Source organism: Archangium violaceum Cb vi76, assembly GCF_000733295.1.
Taxonomy (GTDB): domain Bacteria; phylum Myxococcota; class Myxococcia; order Myxococcales; family Myxococcaceae; genus Archangium; species Archangium violaceum.
This window is the reverse complement of sequence record NZ_JPMI01000367.1, coordinates 77927-93469: the sequence shown is the minus strand read 5'-3', so window position 1 is coordinate 93469 and position 15543 is coordinate 77927. Positions and strand designations below refer to the sequence as shown.

15 protein-coding genes are annotated in these 15543 nt (G+C 69.3%); 11 read left to right on the top strand and 4 right to left on the bottom strand.

The features are described from left to right. Positions 1-73: 73 nt before the first annotated feature. Positions 74-1561 (top strand): phytoene desaturase family protein, encoded by a 1488-nt coding sequence (locus tag Q664_RS45865; RefSeq protein WP_043412041.1) that lies wholly within the window; start codon positions 74-76, stop codon positions 1559-1561. Positions 1562-1571: 10 nt separating this feature from the next. Here Q664_RS45865 and Q664_RS45860 read toward each other — a convergent pair whose 3' ends face one another. Continuing rightward, entirely contained in the window at positions 1572-2981 is a 1410-nt protein-coding gene (locus Q664_RS45860) for a deoxyribodipyrimidine photo-lyase (protein ID WP_043411938.1), read from the bottom strand. A 149-nt stretch (positions 2982-3130) separates the two neighbouring features. Between Q664_RS45860 and Q664_RS45855 the strand changes: the two genes are divergently transcribed. Both Q664_RS45855 and Q664_RS53655 read left to right on the top strand, forming a co-directional pair. Beyond that, the gene (locus Q664_RS45855) at positions 3131-3355 is read left to right on the top strand and encodes a hypothetical protein (protein ID WP_160174644.1); all 225 of its coding nucleotides are present in this window, start codon (positions 3131-3133) and stop codon (positions 3353-3355) included. Then, entirely contained in the window at positions 3352-4233 is an 882-nt protein-coding gene (locus Q664_RS53655) for a hypothetical protein (RefSeq protein WP_052519522.1), read from the top strand. Before Q664_RS45855 ends, Q664_RS53655 begins: the two co-directional genes overlap by 4 nt. A gap of 48 nt (positions 4234-4281) precedes the next feature. Here Q664_RS53655 and Q664_RS45845 read toward each other — a convergent pair whose 3' ends face one another. Further along, complete coding sequence (locus Q664_RS45845) at positions 4282-5151, bottom strand: hypothetical protein (RefSeq protein WP_043411932.1); 870 nt, start codon at positions 5149-5151, stop codon at positions 4282-4284. Positions 5152-5229: 78 nt separating this feature from the next. Here Q664_RS45845 and Q664_RS62475 point away from each other — a divergent pair, with 78 nt between their 5' ends. Then, positions 5230-6594 (top strand): AHH domain-containing protein, encoded by a 1365-nt coding sequence (locus Q664_RS62475; RefSeq protein WP_043411930.1) that lies wholly within the window; start codon positions 5230-5232, stop codon positions 6592-6594. Beyond that, the gene (locus Q664_RS45835) at positions 6591-7199 is read left to right on the top strand and encodes an imm11 family protein (protein WP_043411928.1); all 609 of its coding nucleotides are present in this window, start codon (positions 6591-6593) and stop codon (positions 7197-7199) included. Before Q664_RS62475 ends, Q664_RS45835 begins: the two co-directional genes overlap by 4 nt. Before the next feature lie 44 nt (positions 7200-7243). Here Q664_RS45835 and Q664_RS45830 read toward each other — a convergent pair whose 3' ends face one another. Then, positions 7244-7453, bottom strand: a complete 210-nt coding sequence (locus tag Q664_RS45830) for a hypothetical protein (RefSeq protein WP_043411926.1) — start codon at positions 7451-7453, stop codon at positions 7244-7246. Between the two features lie 78 nt (positions 7454-7531). Here Q664_RS45830 and Q664_RS62470 point away from each other — a divergent pair, with 78 nt between their 5' ends. Continuing rightward, positions 7532-8896: an AHH domain-containing protein gene (locus tag Q664_RS62470; protein ID WP_043411924.1), complete on the top strand. Its 1365-nt coding sequence runs from the start codon at positions 7532-7534 to the stop codon at positions 8894-8896. Next, entirely contained in the window at positions 8893-9498 is a 606-nt protein-coding gene (locus tag Q664_RS45820; protein ID WP_235217135.1) for an imm11 family protein, read from the top strand. The genes Q664_RS62470 and Q664_RS45820 overlap by 4 nt, the downstream gene beginning before the upstream one ends. Positions 9499-9540: 42 nt before the next feature. On the opposite strand, the gene Q664_RS45815 is transcribed toward Q664_RS45820, so the two are convergent. Beyond that, positions 9541-10731: an MFS transporter gene (locus Q664_RS45815; protein ID WP_043411920.1), complete on the bottom strand. Its 1191-nt coding sequence runs from the start codon at positions 10729-10731 to the stop codon at positions 9541-9543. Between the two features lie 263 nt (positions 10732-10994). Here Q664_RS45815 and Q664_RS45810 point away from each other — a divergent pair, with 263 nt between their 5' ends. The 4 genes from Q664_RS45810 (at position 10995) to Q664_RS45795 (ending at position 15478) form a co-directional block, all read left to right on the top strand. Beyond that, positions 10995-11438, top strand: a complete 444-nt coding sequence (locus Q664_RS45810) for a hypothetical protein (RefSeq protein WP_043411918.1) — start codon at positions 10995-10997, stop codon at positions 11436-11438. Between the two features lie 95 nt (positions 11439-11533). Then, positions 11534-13036 carry a GDSL-type esterase/lipase family protein gene (locus Q664_RS45805; protein WP_152622739.1) on the top strand — a complete coding sequence of 501 codons (1503 nt, stop codon included), beginning with the start codon at positions 11534-11536 and terminating at the stop codon, positions 13034-13036. Then, positions 13033-15009 carry a serine hydrolase domain-containing protein gene (locus tag Q664_RS45800; RefSeq protein ID WP_052519520.1) on the top strand — a complete coding sequence of 659 codons (1977 nt, stop codon included), beginning with the start codon at positions 13033-13035 and terminating at the stop codon, positions 15007-15009. Before Q664_RS45805 ends, Q664_RS45800 begins: the two co-directional genes overlap by 4 nt. A 58-nt stretch (positions 15010-15067) precedes the next feature. Beyond that, entirely contained in the window at positions 15068-15478 is a 411-nt protein-coding gene (locus Q664_RS45795) for a VOC family protein (RefSeq protein WP_043411916.1), read from the top strand. Positions 15479-15543 lie beyond the last annotated feature (65 nt).

Here is a 15543-nt window from a genome sequence, read left to right as displayed (position 1 = left end):
GCCGAACGGCTCGCCAGGAGGACGGCGGGCCGTTATGTCTCCAGGTGCCGGGGAGCGCCTCCGGCACGGCACCATGACGAACACCTGGTACGACACGGTGGTGGTGGGCTCGGGCTTTGGCGGACTGGCCACGGCGCTGGAGCTCACCCGGAGGGGCGCGCGGGTGGCCCTCTGCGAGACCCTCAACTACCCGGGAGGCTGCGCCAGCACCTTCCGCCGGCACGGCTACGCCTTCGAGGCGGGCGCCACCCTCTTCTCCGGGCTCGACGAGGAGCAGCTCTTCGGCCGGTGGGTGCGGCAGCTCGGGCTGGACGTGGCGGTGGACTGGTTGGATCCAATGGTGGAGCTGCGCACCCCGGCCATGCGGCTGGAGGTGTACCGCGACCGCCAGCGCCTCGTGGATCAGCTGTGCGCCTTCCCCGAGGCCCCCGTGGACGCCCTGCGAGACTTCTTCACGCTGCAGCGGCAGGTGGCCCAGGCGCTGTGGCCGCTCTTCGATGACCCGTCACTGCTGCCGCCGCTCGACGTGCGCGCGCTGCTGCGGCATGCCTCGCGTGCCCTGCGGTACACGCCGCTGGTGCGCTGGATGGGACGGCCCCTGGGCGCCATCCTGGAGCGGCTCGGGCTGCTGCGCTTCACCCCGCTGCGCACGTACCTGGACGCGCTCTGCCAGATTACGGTGCAGTGCGCCGCCGCCGAGGCCGAGGCCCCTTTCGCGCTCGCGGCCATGGACTACTACTGGCGGGGCACCGGGCACGTGCGCGGAGGGATTGGAAGACTGGCCAGTGCGCTGGCGGGGGCCGTCACCGCGGGGGGCGGCGAGGTGCTGTACGCCAACCGGGTGAAGTCGCTCGAGGCCGTGCCGGGAGGGTGGAAGGTGTCGGCGCGCCGGGGCGAGCTGCTCGCGCGCCACGTGGTGGCCAACGTGCTGCCCCAGGGGTTGATGCGGCTGCTGGGCCTCCCGCCCGAGCGGCTGCCCGCGCGCCTGCGGGAGCTGGCGGGACGGGTGGCGGACGGCTGGGGCGCGGTGATGTTGTACCTCGTGGTGCGAGCGCCCGGGGACGCCTCACCCGGTGCGCACCACCTGGAGCTGGTGCAGAACGAGCAGGCCGCCTTCGTCGAGGGCAATCACCTGTTCGCCTCGCTCAGCGGAGAGGCGGACACGGGCCGGGCGCCGCCGGGACACAGGACGCTCACGGTGTCCACGCACGTGCCGCTGCGCGCACTGACGGGGCGGCCCGAGGAGGAGCAGGCGCGCATCGTGTCCACGATTCAAGAGCGGATGCGGCAGGGATTGCGGCGCCTGGCGCCCGAGTGGATGGAGAACCTGCAGCACGAGATGACGGCCTCACCGCGAACCTTCGAGCGCTTCACGCAGCGCGAGGCGGGCGCGGTGGGCGGAGTACCGAGGCGGGCCGGGCTGTACCACTACCGTTCCCTGGGGCCGAGGCCGGTGATGAATGGATTGTGGCTCGTGGGGGACTCGGTGTTCCCGGGACAGAGCACGCTGGCCACGGCGCTCGGAGGCGTGCGCACCGCCGCGAGCATCACGCGCGGGTGACGAGGGAGGCTCAGTCGCCCTCGAAGCGCACGCCCGCCTTCCTGGCCTCGGCCACGAGCATGTCCACCTTCTCGAGATAGGCCTCCATGTCCGCCTTGCGCTCCAGGCCGCCCGAGGACATGTAGCGCACGGTGCCGAAGATTTCGCGCTCGCCCCAGGGCCTGTCGTGCAGTCCGAACAACCAGCCCACGTTCGCGTAGGAGTTGGCGTCACGCCCGTCCAGGAAGTACCGGTTGTTGAGCGCCAGCGTCGTGGCGTGCGCGTGCTCGGGGGTGCTGCTCCACTCGAGGATCTTCTTCCCCCAGTACATGCGCATGGCGTTGTGCATGTAGCCCGTGTAGCGCATCTCCCGCATGGCGGCATTCCAGTACGGGTCATGCGTGCGCGCCTGCTCGAGCTGCTCGCGCGAGTACTGGTGGTGCCGCTCGTCGCCGCGGTGCTTGTCCAATGTCTTGCGAGCCCACTCGGGCACGCACGCGAAGGTGTCGTAGTGGGGCGAGTACTCGGCGAAGTTCTGCGCCAGCTCGCGCCGGACGATGAGCTCCTCGAGGAAGCTCTCGCGCTGATGGTCGGCGGCCTTCGCCTCACGCGCCGCGAGCGCCACCTGCACCGGGCTCACCTGCCCGAAGTGGAGGTACTTGCTCATGTGCGAGACGTGCGTCGTCTCCGGGTGCGGCCGGCTCTCCTCGTACTCCGGGAGGTGCTCGGTGAGGAATTTGCGCAGCAGGCGCTTCGCCTCGCTCGTGCCTCCCCGAAAGCGGTGGCTCACCGGTGGCACGGTGCGATCCAGGTCCAGCTTCGCCAGCACCGCGTCGAGGTCCTCCAGGTCGAGTCCCTTGACGCTCAGCCCCAGTGAGTCTGTCTTCAGAGGCGTGGACGAGAGCTCCACCAGGTACGCACTCCAGAGACGATGGATTTTCGGGCGGAGGGTGCGCGCGGCGTACTCGGCCTTGCCCGAGGCGGCCTCCACCGGCACCACCACGTCGCCCTCGACTTGAATCACCGGGCAGGAAGCCTTCTGCGCCACGGTCTCGCGCCACTGCTTCTGGTGGCGCAGGTAGCCGCGGTCACACACCACGAGCGAGGCCTTCTTCGCGAGCTTCAGCGCCACCTCGTCGGGCGCACCACGCTGGAGCACGAGGGGAATCTTCCGGCGCGCCAGCGTGCGCTGCGCGTCCAGGAGCCCTTCCAACATGAAGCGGTAGTGACGGACATTGGCCTCGGGGTAGCCATCCATGAGACCGAAGCCCACCAGCAGCGGCAGCTTCGCCTCGTTGGCGCGCTGGATCGCGTACTCCAGTGCCGGGTTGAATTCGGCCCGCTGGCTCTGCTGCATCCAGTAGAGGATGTAGTCGCCGCGCTTCGGCTCGTGCGTGTTGAGCCGCTGGATGCGGCCCTCTTCGATGGTCCTGCTCGCCATGGAGCCCTTTTAGGGAAGTGCCTGCTCCACGGCCAGGAATGCCCCTTCTCCATGACGGAGCTTCCGCGTTAAAGGTGAAGTGAAGAACCATGCCGCCCGCCCCTGCGACGGGGCTGCTCTCGGGAGAAGGACACATGCGCTGGCGAGGCGTGCTCACGTTCACGGTATGGATGGCGATGGGGACCGGGTGTCCGGAGACGTGGCGGGAGGGCGGTACCATCGACCGGGCGATGGCGAAGGATCTCGCGGAGGAGATGCACCGCCACGACTGCTTTCTGAGTAAGGAGGAGTGGGAGACGCGCTGCAACGTTCCCCCTGAGCAGTGGGAGAATGAGGAATGCCCTCATGAGTGTCGGTTCCGAGGCAACCCATGAGCCGTTGGCGCATGGCGCTGGCCCCCTTGCTGGGGCTCTTGCTGCTGCTGCCCCTGGCCTGGGCCATCCATACGGCCATGCTCGGAGGACTGCGGCCATCTCCCCAGGTGAAGCTCGTCCCGATGCTGTCCCCTGGAGAGCGCCAGAGCCTGATGAGCTACCAGCGCCCTTGTAAGGGCCGCGCGGACTGTGAGCCACCGCTCGCGTGCTTCTTCAATGCACGCTCCATGTGGAGCTACTGCACCGACAGCCGGTGCATGACGGATCAGCAGTGCTCGGACGGCATGGTGTGCCGCACGATGGAGACGGTGAAGGGAGGCACCCGCCTGCGCCAGTGCACGCTGGTGGGCGTGCGCAAGGAGGGAGAGCCTTGTTCGGCCCTGTCGTCTTTGCATGAGGCGGCATGCGAACAGGGCCTGCTGTGCCAGGACCGCCGGTGCGGCCGGCCGTGCCGGGTGGAAGAGCCCGGGAGCTGTCCGGAGGGGTTCTTCTGCCGCGAGGGCCTCAATGGGCCTTCCTGCCTGCCCACCTGTGAGGGCCGTGCGTGTCCCGAGGGCCAGGACTGCATCCAGCCCAACGGGGAAGAAGGCGTGTCGATCTGCGCGCAGGTGTATGGCCAGAACTGCCAGCGGACACCCTGTTCCGAGGGCCAGAAGTGTGCCATGTCGAATGTCTTCGACCACCCGCGCGAAGCCTGGGGGAGGTGTCTCATCCGTTGTGGTGAGGAGCACACGCCCGCCTGCCCCGAAGGATTCGTCTGCCGGATGCATTATTGCAGGAAGACCTGTGACCCGGCCGTCCCCGGGGCCTGCGGGCCTCATTACAAATGTCACCGGTACAACAAGAATTTCGACTGGACGTGCGAGCCGGACTGGTGAGGCGCGCGGCTGGCGGCCTCGCCCGTCTCGCCCCGTCCGGGAAGTCCTCTACCGGCGCCAGGACCGGGGCTCGCGCGTGTCCCGGGAGCGCGCCGAGACCGGCATGTAGCACTTGCCCTTGTACTCCGCCTGTTTGTCGTGACAGGGCGGGCGCTTCTCGAGTGCCACCCAGCAGCCCCCGTTGATCTCCACCTCGCCTTCATTGGGGATGCAAGGGGCCTTGGCCTGATCGTCGAACGGCTTCCCAGGCAGGGGATAGGCGATGGGCCCCTGCCCCACCGCGGCCTTGTTGATCAACGCGGGCGCACGATGCACGACAACAGGCCGCACGGGCACCTCACGCTCCACGACCCGGGGGCTCATGTCCCAATTGAACCCATACACTTCCATCTCCACCACGTGGACGGCCAGACGCACGCCCAGGTACACCAGGAAGAAGACCGCGAAGGTGCGCCCGCGGCTGGCACGAGTCCACCGCCACGCGCGCCCGGCCCGGTGCCTCAACGCCTCCAGTGGCCCCATCGGCGGGCGCGTGAGGTGGGCCCGCGCCTCCTCCCCGTTCCCCAGCCGCTCGACAGCGGCTCCGAGCAACTCGAGCACCCCGCGCAACTGCGACAGCCTTCCCGAGGCCGGTGCCTCCTCCACCTCCAGCGCGATGTAGGGCGGCTCGGCCTGGGAGCGCAGGCGCACCCGCCACTCCTCCTGCGGCTCCTCGGGTGCGCTTTCGCTGGGGATGAGCACCAGGGCCGGCTTGTCCGTGAGGGCGTTGTGCGCCTCGTAGACGCGTCCCACCTCGCAGCCCCCTGGCTCCGGCTTGCGCGTCGTGTACCGCCGGGTGAGCTTGAACGGCCCCAACCACCCCTTGAAGAAACGCCTGCCCGCCATGAGCACCTCCTCGTTCCTCTTCTTGTAGCGCATCTCCCGCCTGACACCGCTCCCATACGGTAGAAGCCCCCCATCCATCCCCTGGACTCCCAAGGGCGGAAGGAGCCAGACATGAAGCCGAGAGTCACGCAGGCCCTGCCCGTGTTGATACTGGTGGCCCTGGCGCTCCAGGCCACACCAGCGCGAGCCCAGCAAGCACTGCCCCTGCTGGAGCCGGTGGAGGTGAGCGGCTACCAGGGGGAAGCGGGACAAGGGCTGCGGCTGCGCTTCAAGCGGTTGAAGCCAAACCCGGCCCTGGCGCCGTGGACGGTGGACCAGGCCAGGGAGGTGGTGGCGGCGCTGGAGGAGGAATTCCAGCAGACAAGCGCGAGGCCTGGACTGAAGCTGCTGCCGGAGGCCCACACGCGGGCGATGGCGGGCCTTCCGTTACCGCCGGACCTGCGCCCCTCGGCCCTGGAGAGACGGGTGCGCGAGGAGTACGAAGCGCTGTTGGGTGCGTCCCTGGTGCAGCTCCCCGGCTCTCTGGAGAGTGCCCGGTGGTTCCAGGCGCTGAAGCTCTCGCCGCGCTACATGGGCGAGGGGGTGCGCCAGGCCGCGGTGGAGCTGTTCAGCTCGCCCGCCGTCCTGCTCTCGGTGGCTACGTCCCTGGCCCTGTACGCGCTGGCGTGGGCAGCACCGGAGCCCGTGTTGTCCAAGGCGTTGGCGGGAGCGGTCACAGTGGCCCTGCTGCTGACGTACAGCGCGGCGGAGCTCTACAACGTGGGGCTGGCCTGCCTGACGCTGTACCGGGAGGCGGAAGCGGCAACGACGAGGGAAGCGCTGGAAGCGGCGGCCGAGCGCTTCGGCAAGTCGCTTGGCGGTGTGGGGCTGCGGGTGCTGGTGACGGTAGCGGGGGCGAAGCTGGCGCGCGGACTGCCGGAAGTGCCGAAGGGAGGGCTGTGGGCGAGTCTGTCCCCGCCGCGCTTCGCCCTGGCGGGAGGAAGCGCACGGGGAAGCGTGAGGGTGGTGGCGGGGACGCGGGCCCAGGTGAGCGTGGCGGACGGAACGGTGGTGTTGATGGGCGTGACGGGGAGCACGGCGGCGGCGGCGGTGACGTCGGCGGTGAGCGCAACGAGGACGACGGGAGCGTGTGCGGAGTCGGGGCAGGACGGCCACCAGCGCCACCACCTGTGCACCAACAAGAACGACATCTCCGAGAGCAACGGCGGCCCCTGGACTCCCCGGTTCGAGGGACTCTTCAAGCGAGCGGGGATGAGCCTGGATGACCCGGCGAACATCGTCTATCTGCGAGGCCACCAGGGGCCCCACCCCGAGTCGTACCACGCCGAGATTTTCGAGCGATTGGAGCAGGCGTTGTCGGGATGTTGGCCCCAGGCCGATTGCCGAACGAAGCTCGTGGACGAACTCGACAGGATCGCAGGAGATGTATGCAAGCAGGGCTCCAGACTCAACAAGCTCGCCACGAGGAAGCCATGACTGCCCAGACAAGATATTACAAGCTATACGACGACGTATACATCCCGGGGCGCTGGGAATTGGACATGCCGCTCTTCAAGGATGGCGAGCCCGAGAGAGGGCGCGAGGAAGATGACCAGCGCGAGTTGTTCGACATCTGGCGGTTCAAGGAGGGCCGCGTCCTGGAAATCGACGAGCCCATTCGCTTGAGCATGAAGCCGGCGGGCCTCGCACTCGAATTCAGTCATGCCATCGGTGTTCCCGTCGTCCACCGGAGGGTCGTCTCGCTCTTCGAGCGTCTGGGGCTCCAGAAGGACATGCAGTTCATCCCCGTGGAGATAGAGGGGCAGACGGAGCCCTGGTTCATCCTCAATGCCTTGCGCGTCATCCGGTGCATCGATGACGCCCGGTGTGAGGAGGTGCTCTACTGGCTCCCCGAGGACAACCGCCCGGACAAGGAGGGGCAGTACCGCAACGTCGCGGGGCTGAAGGTGGACCCGGAGAAGATTGGCGACGCCCACATCTTCCGCCCCTGGGGCTGGAAGGTCGTCCTCATCGTCTCCGAGCACGTCAAGTCCGCCATGGAGTCCGAGGGCATCACCGGCATCAAATTCCTCGAAGTCTGAAGCGCCAGCTGCTCCACTTCCTGCAGCTTGGACACCGCGAACCGCTACCTGCGCAAGGACCGGGGCTCTCGCGTATCCCCGGGAGCGGCCACGACCGGCAAATTGTCCGTGAGGACGTTGCGCGCCTCGTAGACGCGCCCCAGTTCCGGCTTCCGGGTCGTGTACCGCCGGGTGAGCTTGAACGGCCCCAACCACCCCTTGAAGAAACGCATGCCCGCCATGAGCACCTCCTCGTTCCTCTTCTTGTAGCGCATCTCCCGCCTGACACCGCTCCCATACGGTAGAAGCCCCCCATCCATCCCCTGGACTCCCAAGGGCGGAAGGAGCCAGACATGAAGCCGAGAGTCACGCAGGCCCTGCCCGTGTTGATACTGGTGGCCCTGGCGCTCCAGGCCACACCAGCGCGAGCCCAGCAAGCACTGCCCCTGCTGGAGCCGGTGGAGGTGAGCGGCTACCAGGGGGAGGAAGGACAAGGACTGCGGCTGCGCTTCAAGCGGTTGAAGCCAAACCCGGCCCTGGCGCCGTGGACGGTGGACCAGGCCAGGGAGGTGGTGGCGGCGCTGGAGGAGGAATTCCAGCAGACAAGCGCGAGGCCTGGACTGAAGCTGCTGCCGGAGGCCCACACACGGGCGATGGCGGGCCTTCCGTTACCGCCGGACCTGCGCCCCTCGGCCCTGGAGAGACGGGTGCGCGAGGAATACGAGGCGCTGTTGGGTGCGGCCCTGGTGCAGCTCCCCGGCTCTCTGGAGAGTGCCCGGTGGTTCCAGGCGCTGAAGCTCTCGCCGCGCTACATGGGAGAGGGGGTGCGCCAGGCCGCGGTGGAGCTGTTCAGCTCGCCCGCCGTCCTGCTCTCGGTGGCTACGTCCCTGGCCCTGTACGCGCTGGCGTGGGCGGCACCCGAGCCCGTGTTGTCCAAGGCGTTGGCGGGAGCAGTGACAGTGGCCCTGCTGCTGACGTACAGCGCGGCGGAGCTCTACAACGTGGGGCTGGCCTGCCTGACGCTGTACCGGGAGGCGGAAGCGGCAACGACGCGGGAGGAGTTGGAGGCGGTGGCCGAGCGCTTCGGCAAGACGCTTGGCGGTGTGGGGCTGCGGGTGCTGGTGACGGTGGCGGGGGCGAAGCTGGCCCGAGGACTGCCGGAGGTGCCGAAGGGAGGACTGTGGGCGAGTCTGTCACCGCCGCGCTTCGCCCTGGCGGGAGGGGGCGCACGGGGAAGCGTGAGGGTGGTGGCGGGGACGCGGGCCCAGGTGAGCGTGGCGGACGGAACGGTGGTGTTGATGGGCGTGACGGGGAGCACGGCGGCGGCGGCGGTGACGTCGGCGGTGAGCGCAACGAGGACGACAGGAGCGTGTGCGGAGTCGGGGCAGGACGGCCACCAGCGCCACCACCTGTGCACCAACAAGAACGACATCTCCGAGAGCAACGGCGGCCCGTGGACGCCTGATTTCGAGAGAGTCTTCTCCCGAGCGGGGATGAGCCTGGATGACCCGGCGAACATCGTCTATCTGCGAGACCACAAGGGGCCTCATCCGGAGGCATACCACACCGAAATCTTCAAGCGGCTGAACGATGCACTTGGAACCTGTAGGCCCCTGGCGGAATGTCGAGCGAAACTCGTGGACGAGCTCGACAGGATTGCAGGGGACGTCTGTAAACAAGGCTCCAGGCTCAACAAGCTCGCCACGAGGAAGCCATGACCTCATCAATGAAGTATTATGAACTATACGACAACAAATACATCCCGGGGCGTTGGCACTTGGGGATGCCGCTCTTCGCGGATGGCGAGGACGAGGACTCGGGAGATCCCGAGAAGCGCGAGCTGTTCGACACCTATCGGTTCCTGGAGGGGCGGGTCCTCGAAATCGAAGGGCCGATCCGCCTGGTGGTGAAGCCGGTAGGCGTCGCACTCGATTTCAGTCAGGCCCAAGGTATTCCCATCGTCAACCGGCGGGTCGTCTCACTCTTCGAGCGTCTGGGGCTTCAGAAGAAGGTCCAGTTCATTCCCGTGGAGGTCGAGGGACAGACGGACCCCTGGTTCATCCTCAATGTCTTGCAACTCATCCGGTGCATCGACGACGCCCGGTGTGAGGAGGTGCTCTACTGGCTGCCCGAGGACAACCGCCCGGACAAGGAGGGCCAGTACCGCAACGTCGCGGGCCTGAAGGTGGACCCGGAGAAGATTGGCGACGCCCACATCTTCCGTCCCTGGGGCTGGAAGGTCGTCCTCATCGTCTCCGAGCACATCAAGTCCGCCATGGAGGCCGAGGGCATCACCGGCATCAAATTCATCGAAGTCTGAAACATCAGCGCTCACCGCACGGCGAGGGCCCAGTGCGTCTTGTCACTCCGCGCCCTGGACCGCTCCGCTCCGCTCCCGCGCCGCGTGCCACGCCAATGCGCCGAACGTCCCCGCCAGCGCGCTCAGCAGGCCTCCCGCCGCCAGGAACGCGCCTCCCAGCCCCACCGCGCCAATCAGCGGCTGCGCCAGCAACGGTGACACGAACTGTCCCAGGAAGAGGCTCGTCGTCAGCAGACCCATCACCCGGCCTCGCGCGGCTTCCGGCGCCACCTCGCCCGCCCAGTTGGCCATGTTCGGCGTCAGCAACCCCTGCCCCAGTCCCGACACCGCCAGCCCGCCCACCACCGCCGCGTACGACTGCGACAGGCCCACCAGCACGTAGCCCAGCGCCATGCACGCGAAGAGCACCGCCATGATGCTCCGGTACCCGAGCACCTGCCTCACCCGCGCGTAACGCAGCGACACCACCGACCCCACCACCGTCGACACGCCCACCGCCAACCCCGCCATCGCCGAGGACTGCACCCCCAGCCTCCTCAGCAGGAACGGCAGCTGCACCGGAATCAGGTAGAAGATCATCATCCCCACCATCGCCAGCGCGTAGACCTGCCACAGCGTGCTCCACGGCAGCGCCACCCGCGCCCCACCACCCGCCGCTCCCCGCTTCACCTCCGGCTCGGGCAGGAACAGCAGGATGAGCGGGAGAATCAAAAAGGCATACAGGTAGACGGCGAACGGGGCCCTCCAATGCATGTCGGCCAGCAGGCCCCCGCCCAACATGAAGACGAAGCCTCCCACGCCCATGAACGCCGCCTGGCGCCCCAGCACCACGCCCCGCTCGGGGCCCGCGTAGTAGTCCGCGATGAGCGCCGCCGCCGTCGTCATCAACCCTCCCACCGCCAGCCCCAACAACGCCCGGCACACCAGGATCAGCGGCAGCGACGTCAGCACTCCCGGCAGCGAGCCCGCCACGCCGTACAGCGCCACCGACGCCACCAACAGGCGCTTGCGGCCAAAGCGGTCGATCAACACCCCCGCCAGCGGCGCCCCCATCGCGGTGAACAGCGCCGGCAGCGACACCACCAGCCGCACCCACAAATCAATCCCTGGCACCCACTCGAAGGCCATCCGCAGCCGCGGCAGCGAGGGTGAGATGGCGGCGCTCGCCATGATCGTCATCATGCTCACGAGCAACAGGGTGAGCAGACGCAGGGTCGGGTGGGGGGGGCGCATCCAGGGTTTGTAGCCCCACTGCTCCCTCGACTCCAGCCCCCCCGGGTGCGGCTCCGGCTCAGAGCTCCGTCACCGCCTTCACCACTGTCGCCGCACCGCGCCACTGATGAGCATCGCGAAATCGGCGTCCCCTGATTGATGACGATGATGGGCTCGTGCAGCGCCACCTCGCGCGCCGCCGACAGGATGGCCCGCGCGTCGCCAGATGTGGAACAGGCGCCTGACTACGCCCGGGACCGTGTTGGCGGTAGGCTTCTCCCGCCATGGCTCGCCGCAAACAAACCGATGAGGCCACCGCCCGTGTCCGCAACCTGATCGCCCTCGACGCGGCCAACATCATGCGCCGGCTCGACGCCCGCCGCGGTGAGATGTTCGCCCTCTTCTCCCGCCTGCGCAGCCGCGAGCCCATGCTCAGCACCATCTCCACCCGCTACACCTCGGCCACCTTCCAGGAGCTCATCCACCTCCCCGTCCTCGAGCAGTCCGTCGTGGACCACTTCTACGAGTGTCTCGACACGCTGCGTTGGTACTTCACCTACACCGAGGACATGCCCAGTACGGCGCAGCAGACCTTCAATACGCTGCACCGCCGTCTGGAGGAGGCCCACCGCAAGCTCGTCGCGACGCTCGGACACCCGGTGTCTCCGGATGGCACCACGGTGGTCGAGGGCGAGGTGCTCCGCCGGGCCGACAAGGCACTTCCCTGAAGCGAGTGGGCGGGCAAGCGACAGCCTGCTACGTGCCCCCGCTTCTCGGCCGGTTCCTGTCTCGGTCCGGTTCTTTCGTTTAGAGTTCCCGCCGCATGTTCCAAGCTTCTCGTGGCAGGCGGTGGGCGGTCGTCCTCCTCGTTCCCTTCCTCCTCGGTGCCCTCCTCTGGGCGTTCTGGCCAGTTCCCGCGAAACCACCGGCGCACCGGCTGGCCCGTGCTCCGCGTGCCCCGCGCGCCGCCGCCTCGGCCGACAAGCCGATCCGGCTCGCCCAGGCCTCCGCGCCCGCCCAGGCCGCTCCGGCTCCCTCCGTCCCGGCTCCCGCCGTCAACCGCGCGCTGCCTCCGCCCTCGCCCCGGGCCCTCAAGCTGTATCAGCTCGGCAAGAAGCTCGGTGTCCACGAGCCCCGTCTCGAGGACCCCTGTGTCGCTCCCTCCGGCACCACCTGCGCCCGCACCGCGCTCGCCCCCTTCTTCGAGTCCCTCGACGCCCTCTCCTCCCGCGAGTCCTCCTCCCCCATCGTCATCTCCGCCTTCGGCAACTCGCTGATCGCCGGAGATCGCATCGTGGACGTCATCCGCGAGGAGCTCGGCGCCACCTTTGGCGACGGGGGGCGCGGTGTGCTCACCGTGGATCGCCTCGCCAACTATGGGCCCCGCGTCCGCGCCGGCTTCGCTCGTGGCGGCTGGGAGCCTCGCACCCTGGGTGAGGTCAAGCTCGCGGAGCTCCCCTTCGGCATCAGCGGCATCTACCACCGCGCCACCACCGCGAAGGCCAGCAGCCGCTTCGCGCTCGACCGGGAGCCGCGGGGCACCCTGTGGTGGCTCGACGTGCCCCGCGCCGGCCGGCTCTCCGTCGAGGTGGATGGCAAGGAGCTCGCCCGCGCCGAGCCCCAGGGCTCCGGTCAGGCCCAGGCCCTCTCCTTCGACATCCCCGAGGGCGCCCGCTACCTGGAGGTCATCGCCGAGGGCCGTGACGCCGTGGTGCTCGGCGTCGTCCTGCAGCACCAGCGACCCGGCATCGTGCTCGACACGCTCGGGGTGCCCTCCGCCGATGCCAATCTCTTCCTGCGCGCCCGCGAGGACATCTTCCGCGCCCAGCTCGCCGAGCGCTCCCCGCGCCTGCTCCTCTTCATCCTCGGCGGCAACGAGGCCAAGCGCCTCGAGTGGGGCCGCTCCAAGCTCACCGAGGTCGAGGAGGGTCTGCGCACCTTCGTCCGCCGCTCGCGCGCCGCCGCTCCCGGCAGTGCCTGCCTCGTGGTGGGCCCCATCGACGCCGTGCGCGGAGGCAGCGGCGCCAAGAGGCTCGTCCAGCGGCCCTACCTCGACGAGGTCATCTCCATCGAGCGGCAGATCGCCCTCTCCGAGGGCTGCGCCTTCTTCGACATCTTCTCCGCCATGGGTGGCGCTGGCTCGCTGGCCCGCTTCGTCGAGGCCGGGCTCGTCCACGAGGACCTCGTCCACCCGCGCGGCCATGGGCTCGACATCCTCGGCCAGCTCATCACCGATGCGCTGCTGCGCTCGTGGGTGGACGCGGCGGACCCGAGCCGCCAGGCCGCCATCGCCCCGCCCCTCCAGGCCTCCGAGGAAACGCGGTGAGAGCGCTCCTCGCCACCCTCCTCCTCCTCTGCCTCACCGCACCGCTCCCGGCCCCGGCCCGCGCCCGCACCACCGCCGCGGCCCGGAAGAAGGACGCGCCCTTCCCTCCCGAGGTGCGGCGCGCGCTGAATGCGCTCGTGCGCGCCGAGCTCGCCAAGGGCGCCTACGCCGGGCTCTCGGTGGGCGTGCTCCACGGCGGAATGCGCTGGGTGCAGGGCTATGGCATGAGGGATCTCACCCAACAGCTGCCCGCCACGCCCCGGACGACGTACCGGATGGCCTCCATCACCAAGTCCTTCACCGCCGTGGCGGTGATGCAACTGGTGCGGGAGGGCAAGCTCGAGCTCGACACGGACGCGCGGACCTGGGTGCCGCAGTACCCCGAGAAGCCCTGGAAGTTCACCGTCCGCCAGCTGCTCGGCCACCTCGGCGGCGTGCCCCACTATGACGGGCCCGAGGCCGCGGAGAACACCCAGCCGCTCGACACCGCGGGAGCCCTCGCCCTCTTCGCCGACAAGCCGCTCGCCGCCGAGCCCGGCACGAAGTTCGTCTACACCACCTGGGGCTACAACCTGCTCGGCGCCGCCGTGGAGAAGGCCTCGGGCCAGGGCTACGGCCGCTACCTGAAGTCCCACGTCTTCGGCCCCGCCGGCATGCGCCACGCCGCGCTGGATGACCAGCGCACCCGCGACAAGCAGCACGCCGTGGGCTACCGCCACTTCCGGGGACAGCTCGTCCCCTCGCACTTCCTCGATGTCTCCAGCCGTTTCGCCGGCGGTGGCACCCGCGCCTCCGTGGAGGACCTGCTCGCCTTCGGTCAGGCCATCCTCCAGCACAAGCTGGTGCCCGCTGAAACAGCACGGATGATGCAGGCCTCCCTGAGCACCCGCGAGGGCCAGCTCACCGACTACGGCCTGGGCTTCGCCACCTACCCGCTGCGCGGCCACTACATGGTGGCCCACGCCGGAGGCCAGCCGGAGACCACCTCGCTGCTGGTGATGCTGCCCGCCGAGGACGTCGTCATCGCGATCGCCAGCAACCTGGAGGGCGAGGCGAAGCGGCAGCGGCGCATCTCCACCCGCATCATCGAGACGCTGCTGGAGGACGGGCTCGTCCGCCGCGACGCGCACCTGGTGGACCCGGTGGACGCCGTGGTGCACGAGGGACTCGCCCGGCTCTTCACCTACGGGCTCGCCTACCACCTGTGGGCCACCCGCGGCCCCGGCGCGCTCCCCGAGCCGGGTGACCTCTCCGAGGCCTTCACCCGCATGTCCGCGCTGCTCGACCGCGCCACCATCGCGCGGGACCCCGAGGCCGCGCTGCGGCGCGTGCGCGACGCCCACCACCCCCGCGAGTCCTCGCTGCTCATCCGCGTGGGCGCGCACATGGCCCTGACGCTGGAGAAGACGCTGGGGCCCGAGAAGCTCCGCGAGTACCCCCAACGCGGCGCGCTCGCCTTCTTCACCGACTACCTCGCCGCCTGCGAGCAGGTGCCCTGCCCCGCCCCGTTGCGCTTCAGCGAGGCACTCCAGAAGGACGCGCGGCACTTCGACGACGTGTGGCAACGCGCGCAGGTGGCCGAGCTGCGGCGCGTCCGGCTGGACGAGGTGAAGGACCCCGAGGCGCTCTGGCCCGCGCTGGAGCTGGCCACCGCCAACACCGCCCTGCATCCGGACTACGTGGATGAGATGCTCCGCGTCGCGGGACTGCTCGGCAAGCGAGGCAGGAAGGAGGAGCAGTTGCGCTGGCTGGAGCGCACCGTGGCCCTGCATCCGCAGTCGGCGCCGGCACGCGAGGCGCTCGCCAAGGTGCAGGCCCCTGGGACGCAGGCGCCGCAGACGCTCCCCGCCGCCACCGCGCCCCTCCGCGCCACCGATGGCAGCAGCCCCGTGCCCGATGACGCCGGACTCCTGCCCGCCTCACGCCCCGCTCCGAAACCGGCACAGGAACGCGCCGCGGACCAGGGGGGCTGACCCGCGGAGTTCACGCTGTGCAGGCTACCCCGCCCTCCACCTGGAGCCACCGACGACCATGATCGAGCTGCGCGCCTGTATCGATGTCGAGGACCTGGACAAGGCCATTGCGTTCTACACCCAGACGCTCGGGTTGAAGCCCGGGCGCCGGCTGGGCTCCGACTGGGCCGAGTTGCTCGGGGCCACCTCCCCCATCGACCTGCTCGCCCGGCCGGCGGGGAGCCCGTCCAGTCCCGGGGCCTCCACCGTGCGCGACTACCGCCGGCACTGGACCCCCGTCCACCTGGACTTCACCGTCACCGACCTCGACGCCGTCGTCCAGCGCGCCCGGGCCGCCGGCGCCACGCTCGAGCGCGACATCCAGGAGCAGAAGTGGGGACGCATGGCCAACATGGCCGACCCCTTCGGCAATGGCTTCTGCCTGCTCGAGTTCCGGGGCCGCGGCTACGACGAAATCGTCGGCGCCTGAGCCACGCCCGCCCGCCCGCCGTGCTCGCGGCCTGACGTGCCGCCGGGTGGCGTTGATTCCGTTCG

Excerpts from the sequence above, each read along its gene's own strand:
- Q664_RS45865 (WP_043412041.1), top strand. The coding sequence starts at position 74 with ATGACGAACACCTGGTACGACACGGTGGTGGTGGGCTCGGGCTTTGGC.
- Q664_RS45860 (WP_043411938.1), bottom strand. The coding sequence starts at position 2,981 with ATGGCGAGCAGGACCATCGAAGAGGGCCGCATCCAGCGGCTCAACACG.
- Q664_RS53655 (WP_052519522.1), top strand. The coding sequence starts at position 3,352 with ATGAGCCGTTGGCGCATGGCGCTGGCCCCCTTGCTGGGGCTCTTGCTG.
- Q664_RS45845 (WP_043411932.1), bottom strand. The coding sequence starts at position 5,151 with ATGCGCTACAAGAAGAGGAACGAGGAGGTGCTCATGGCGGGCAGGCGT.
- Q664_RS62475 (WP_043411930.1), top strand. The coding sequence starts at position 5,230 with ATGAAGCCGAGAGTCACGCAGGCCCTGCCCGTGTTGATACTGGTGGCC.
- Q664_RS45835 (WP_043411928.1), top strand. The coding sequence starts at position 6,591 with ATGACTGCCCAGACAAGATATTACAAGCTATACGACGACGTATACATC.
- Q664_RS45830 (WP_043411926.1), bottom strand. The coding sequence starts at position 7,453 with ATGCGCTACAAGAAGAGGAACGAGGAGGTGCTCATGGCGGGCATGCGT.
- Q664_RS62470 (WP_043411924.1), top strand. The coding sequence starts at position 7,532 with ATGAAGCCGAGAGTCACGCAGGCCCTGCCCGTGTTGATACTGGTGGCC.
- Q664_RS45820 (WP_235217135.1), top strand. The coding sequence starts at position 8,893 with ATGACCTCATCAATGAAGTATTATGAACTATACGACAACAAATACATC.
- Q664_RS45815 (WP_043411920.1), bottom strand. The coding sequence starts at position 10,731 with ATGCGCCCCCCCCACCCGACCCTGCGTCTGCTCACCCTGTTGCTCGTG.
- Q664_RS45810 (WP_043411918.1), top strand. The coding sequence starts at position 10,995 with ATGGCTCGCCGCAAACAAACCGATGAGGCCACCGCCCGTGTCCGCAAC.
- Q664_RS45805 (WP_152622739.1), top strand. The coding sequence starts at position 11,534 with ATGTTCCAAGCTTCTCGTGGCAGGCGGTGGGCGGTCGTCCTCCTCGTT.
- Q664_RS45795 (WP_043411916.1), top strand. The coding sequence starts at position 15,068 with ATGATCGAGCTGCGCGCCTGTATCGATGTCGAGGACCTGGACAAGGCC.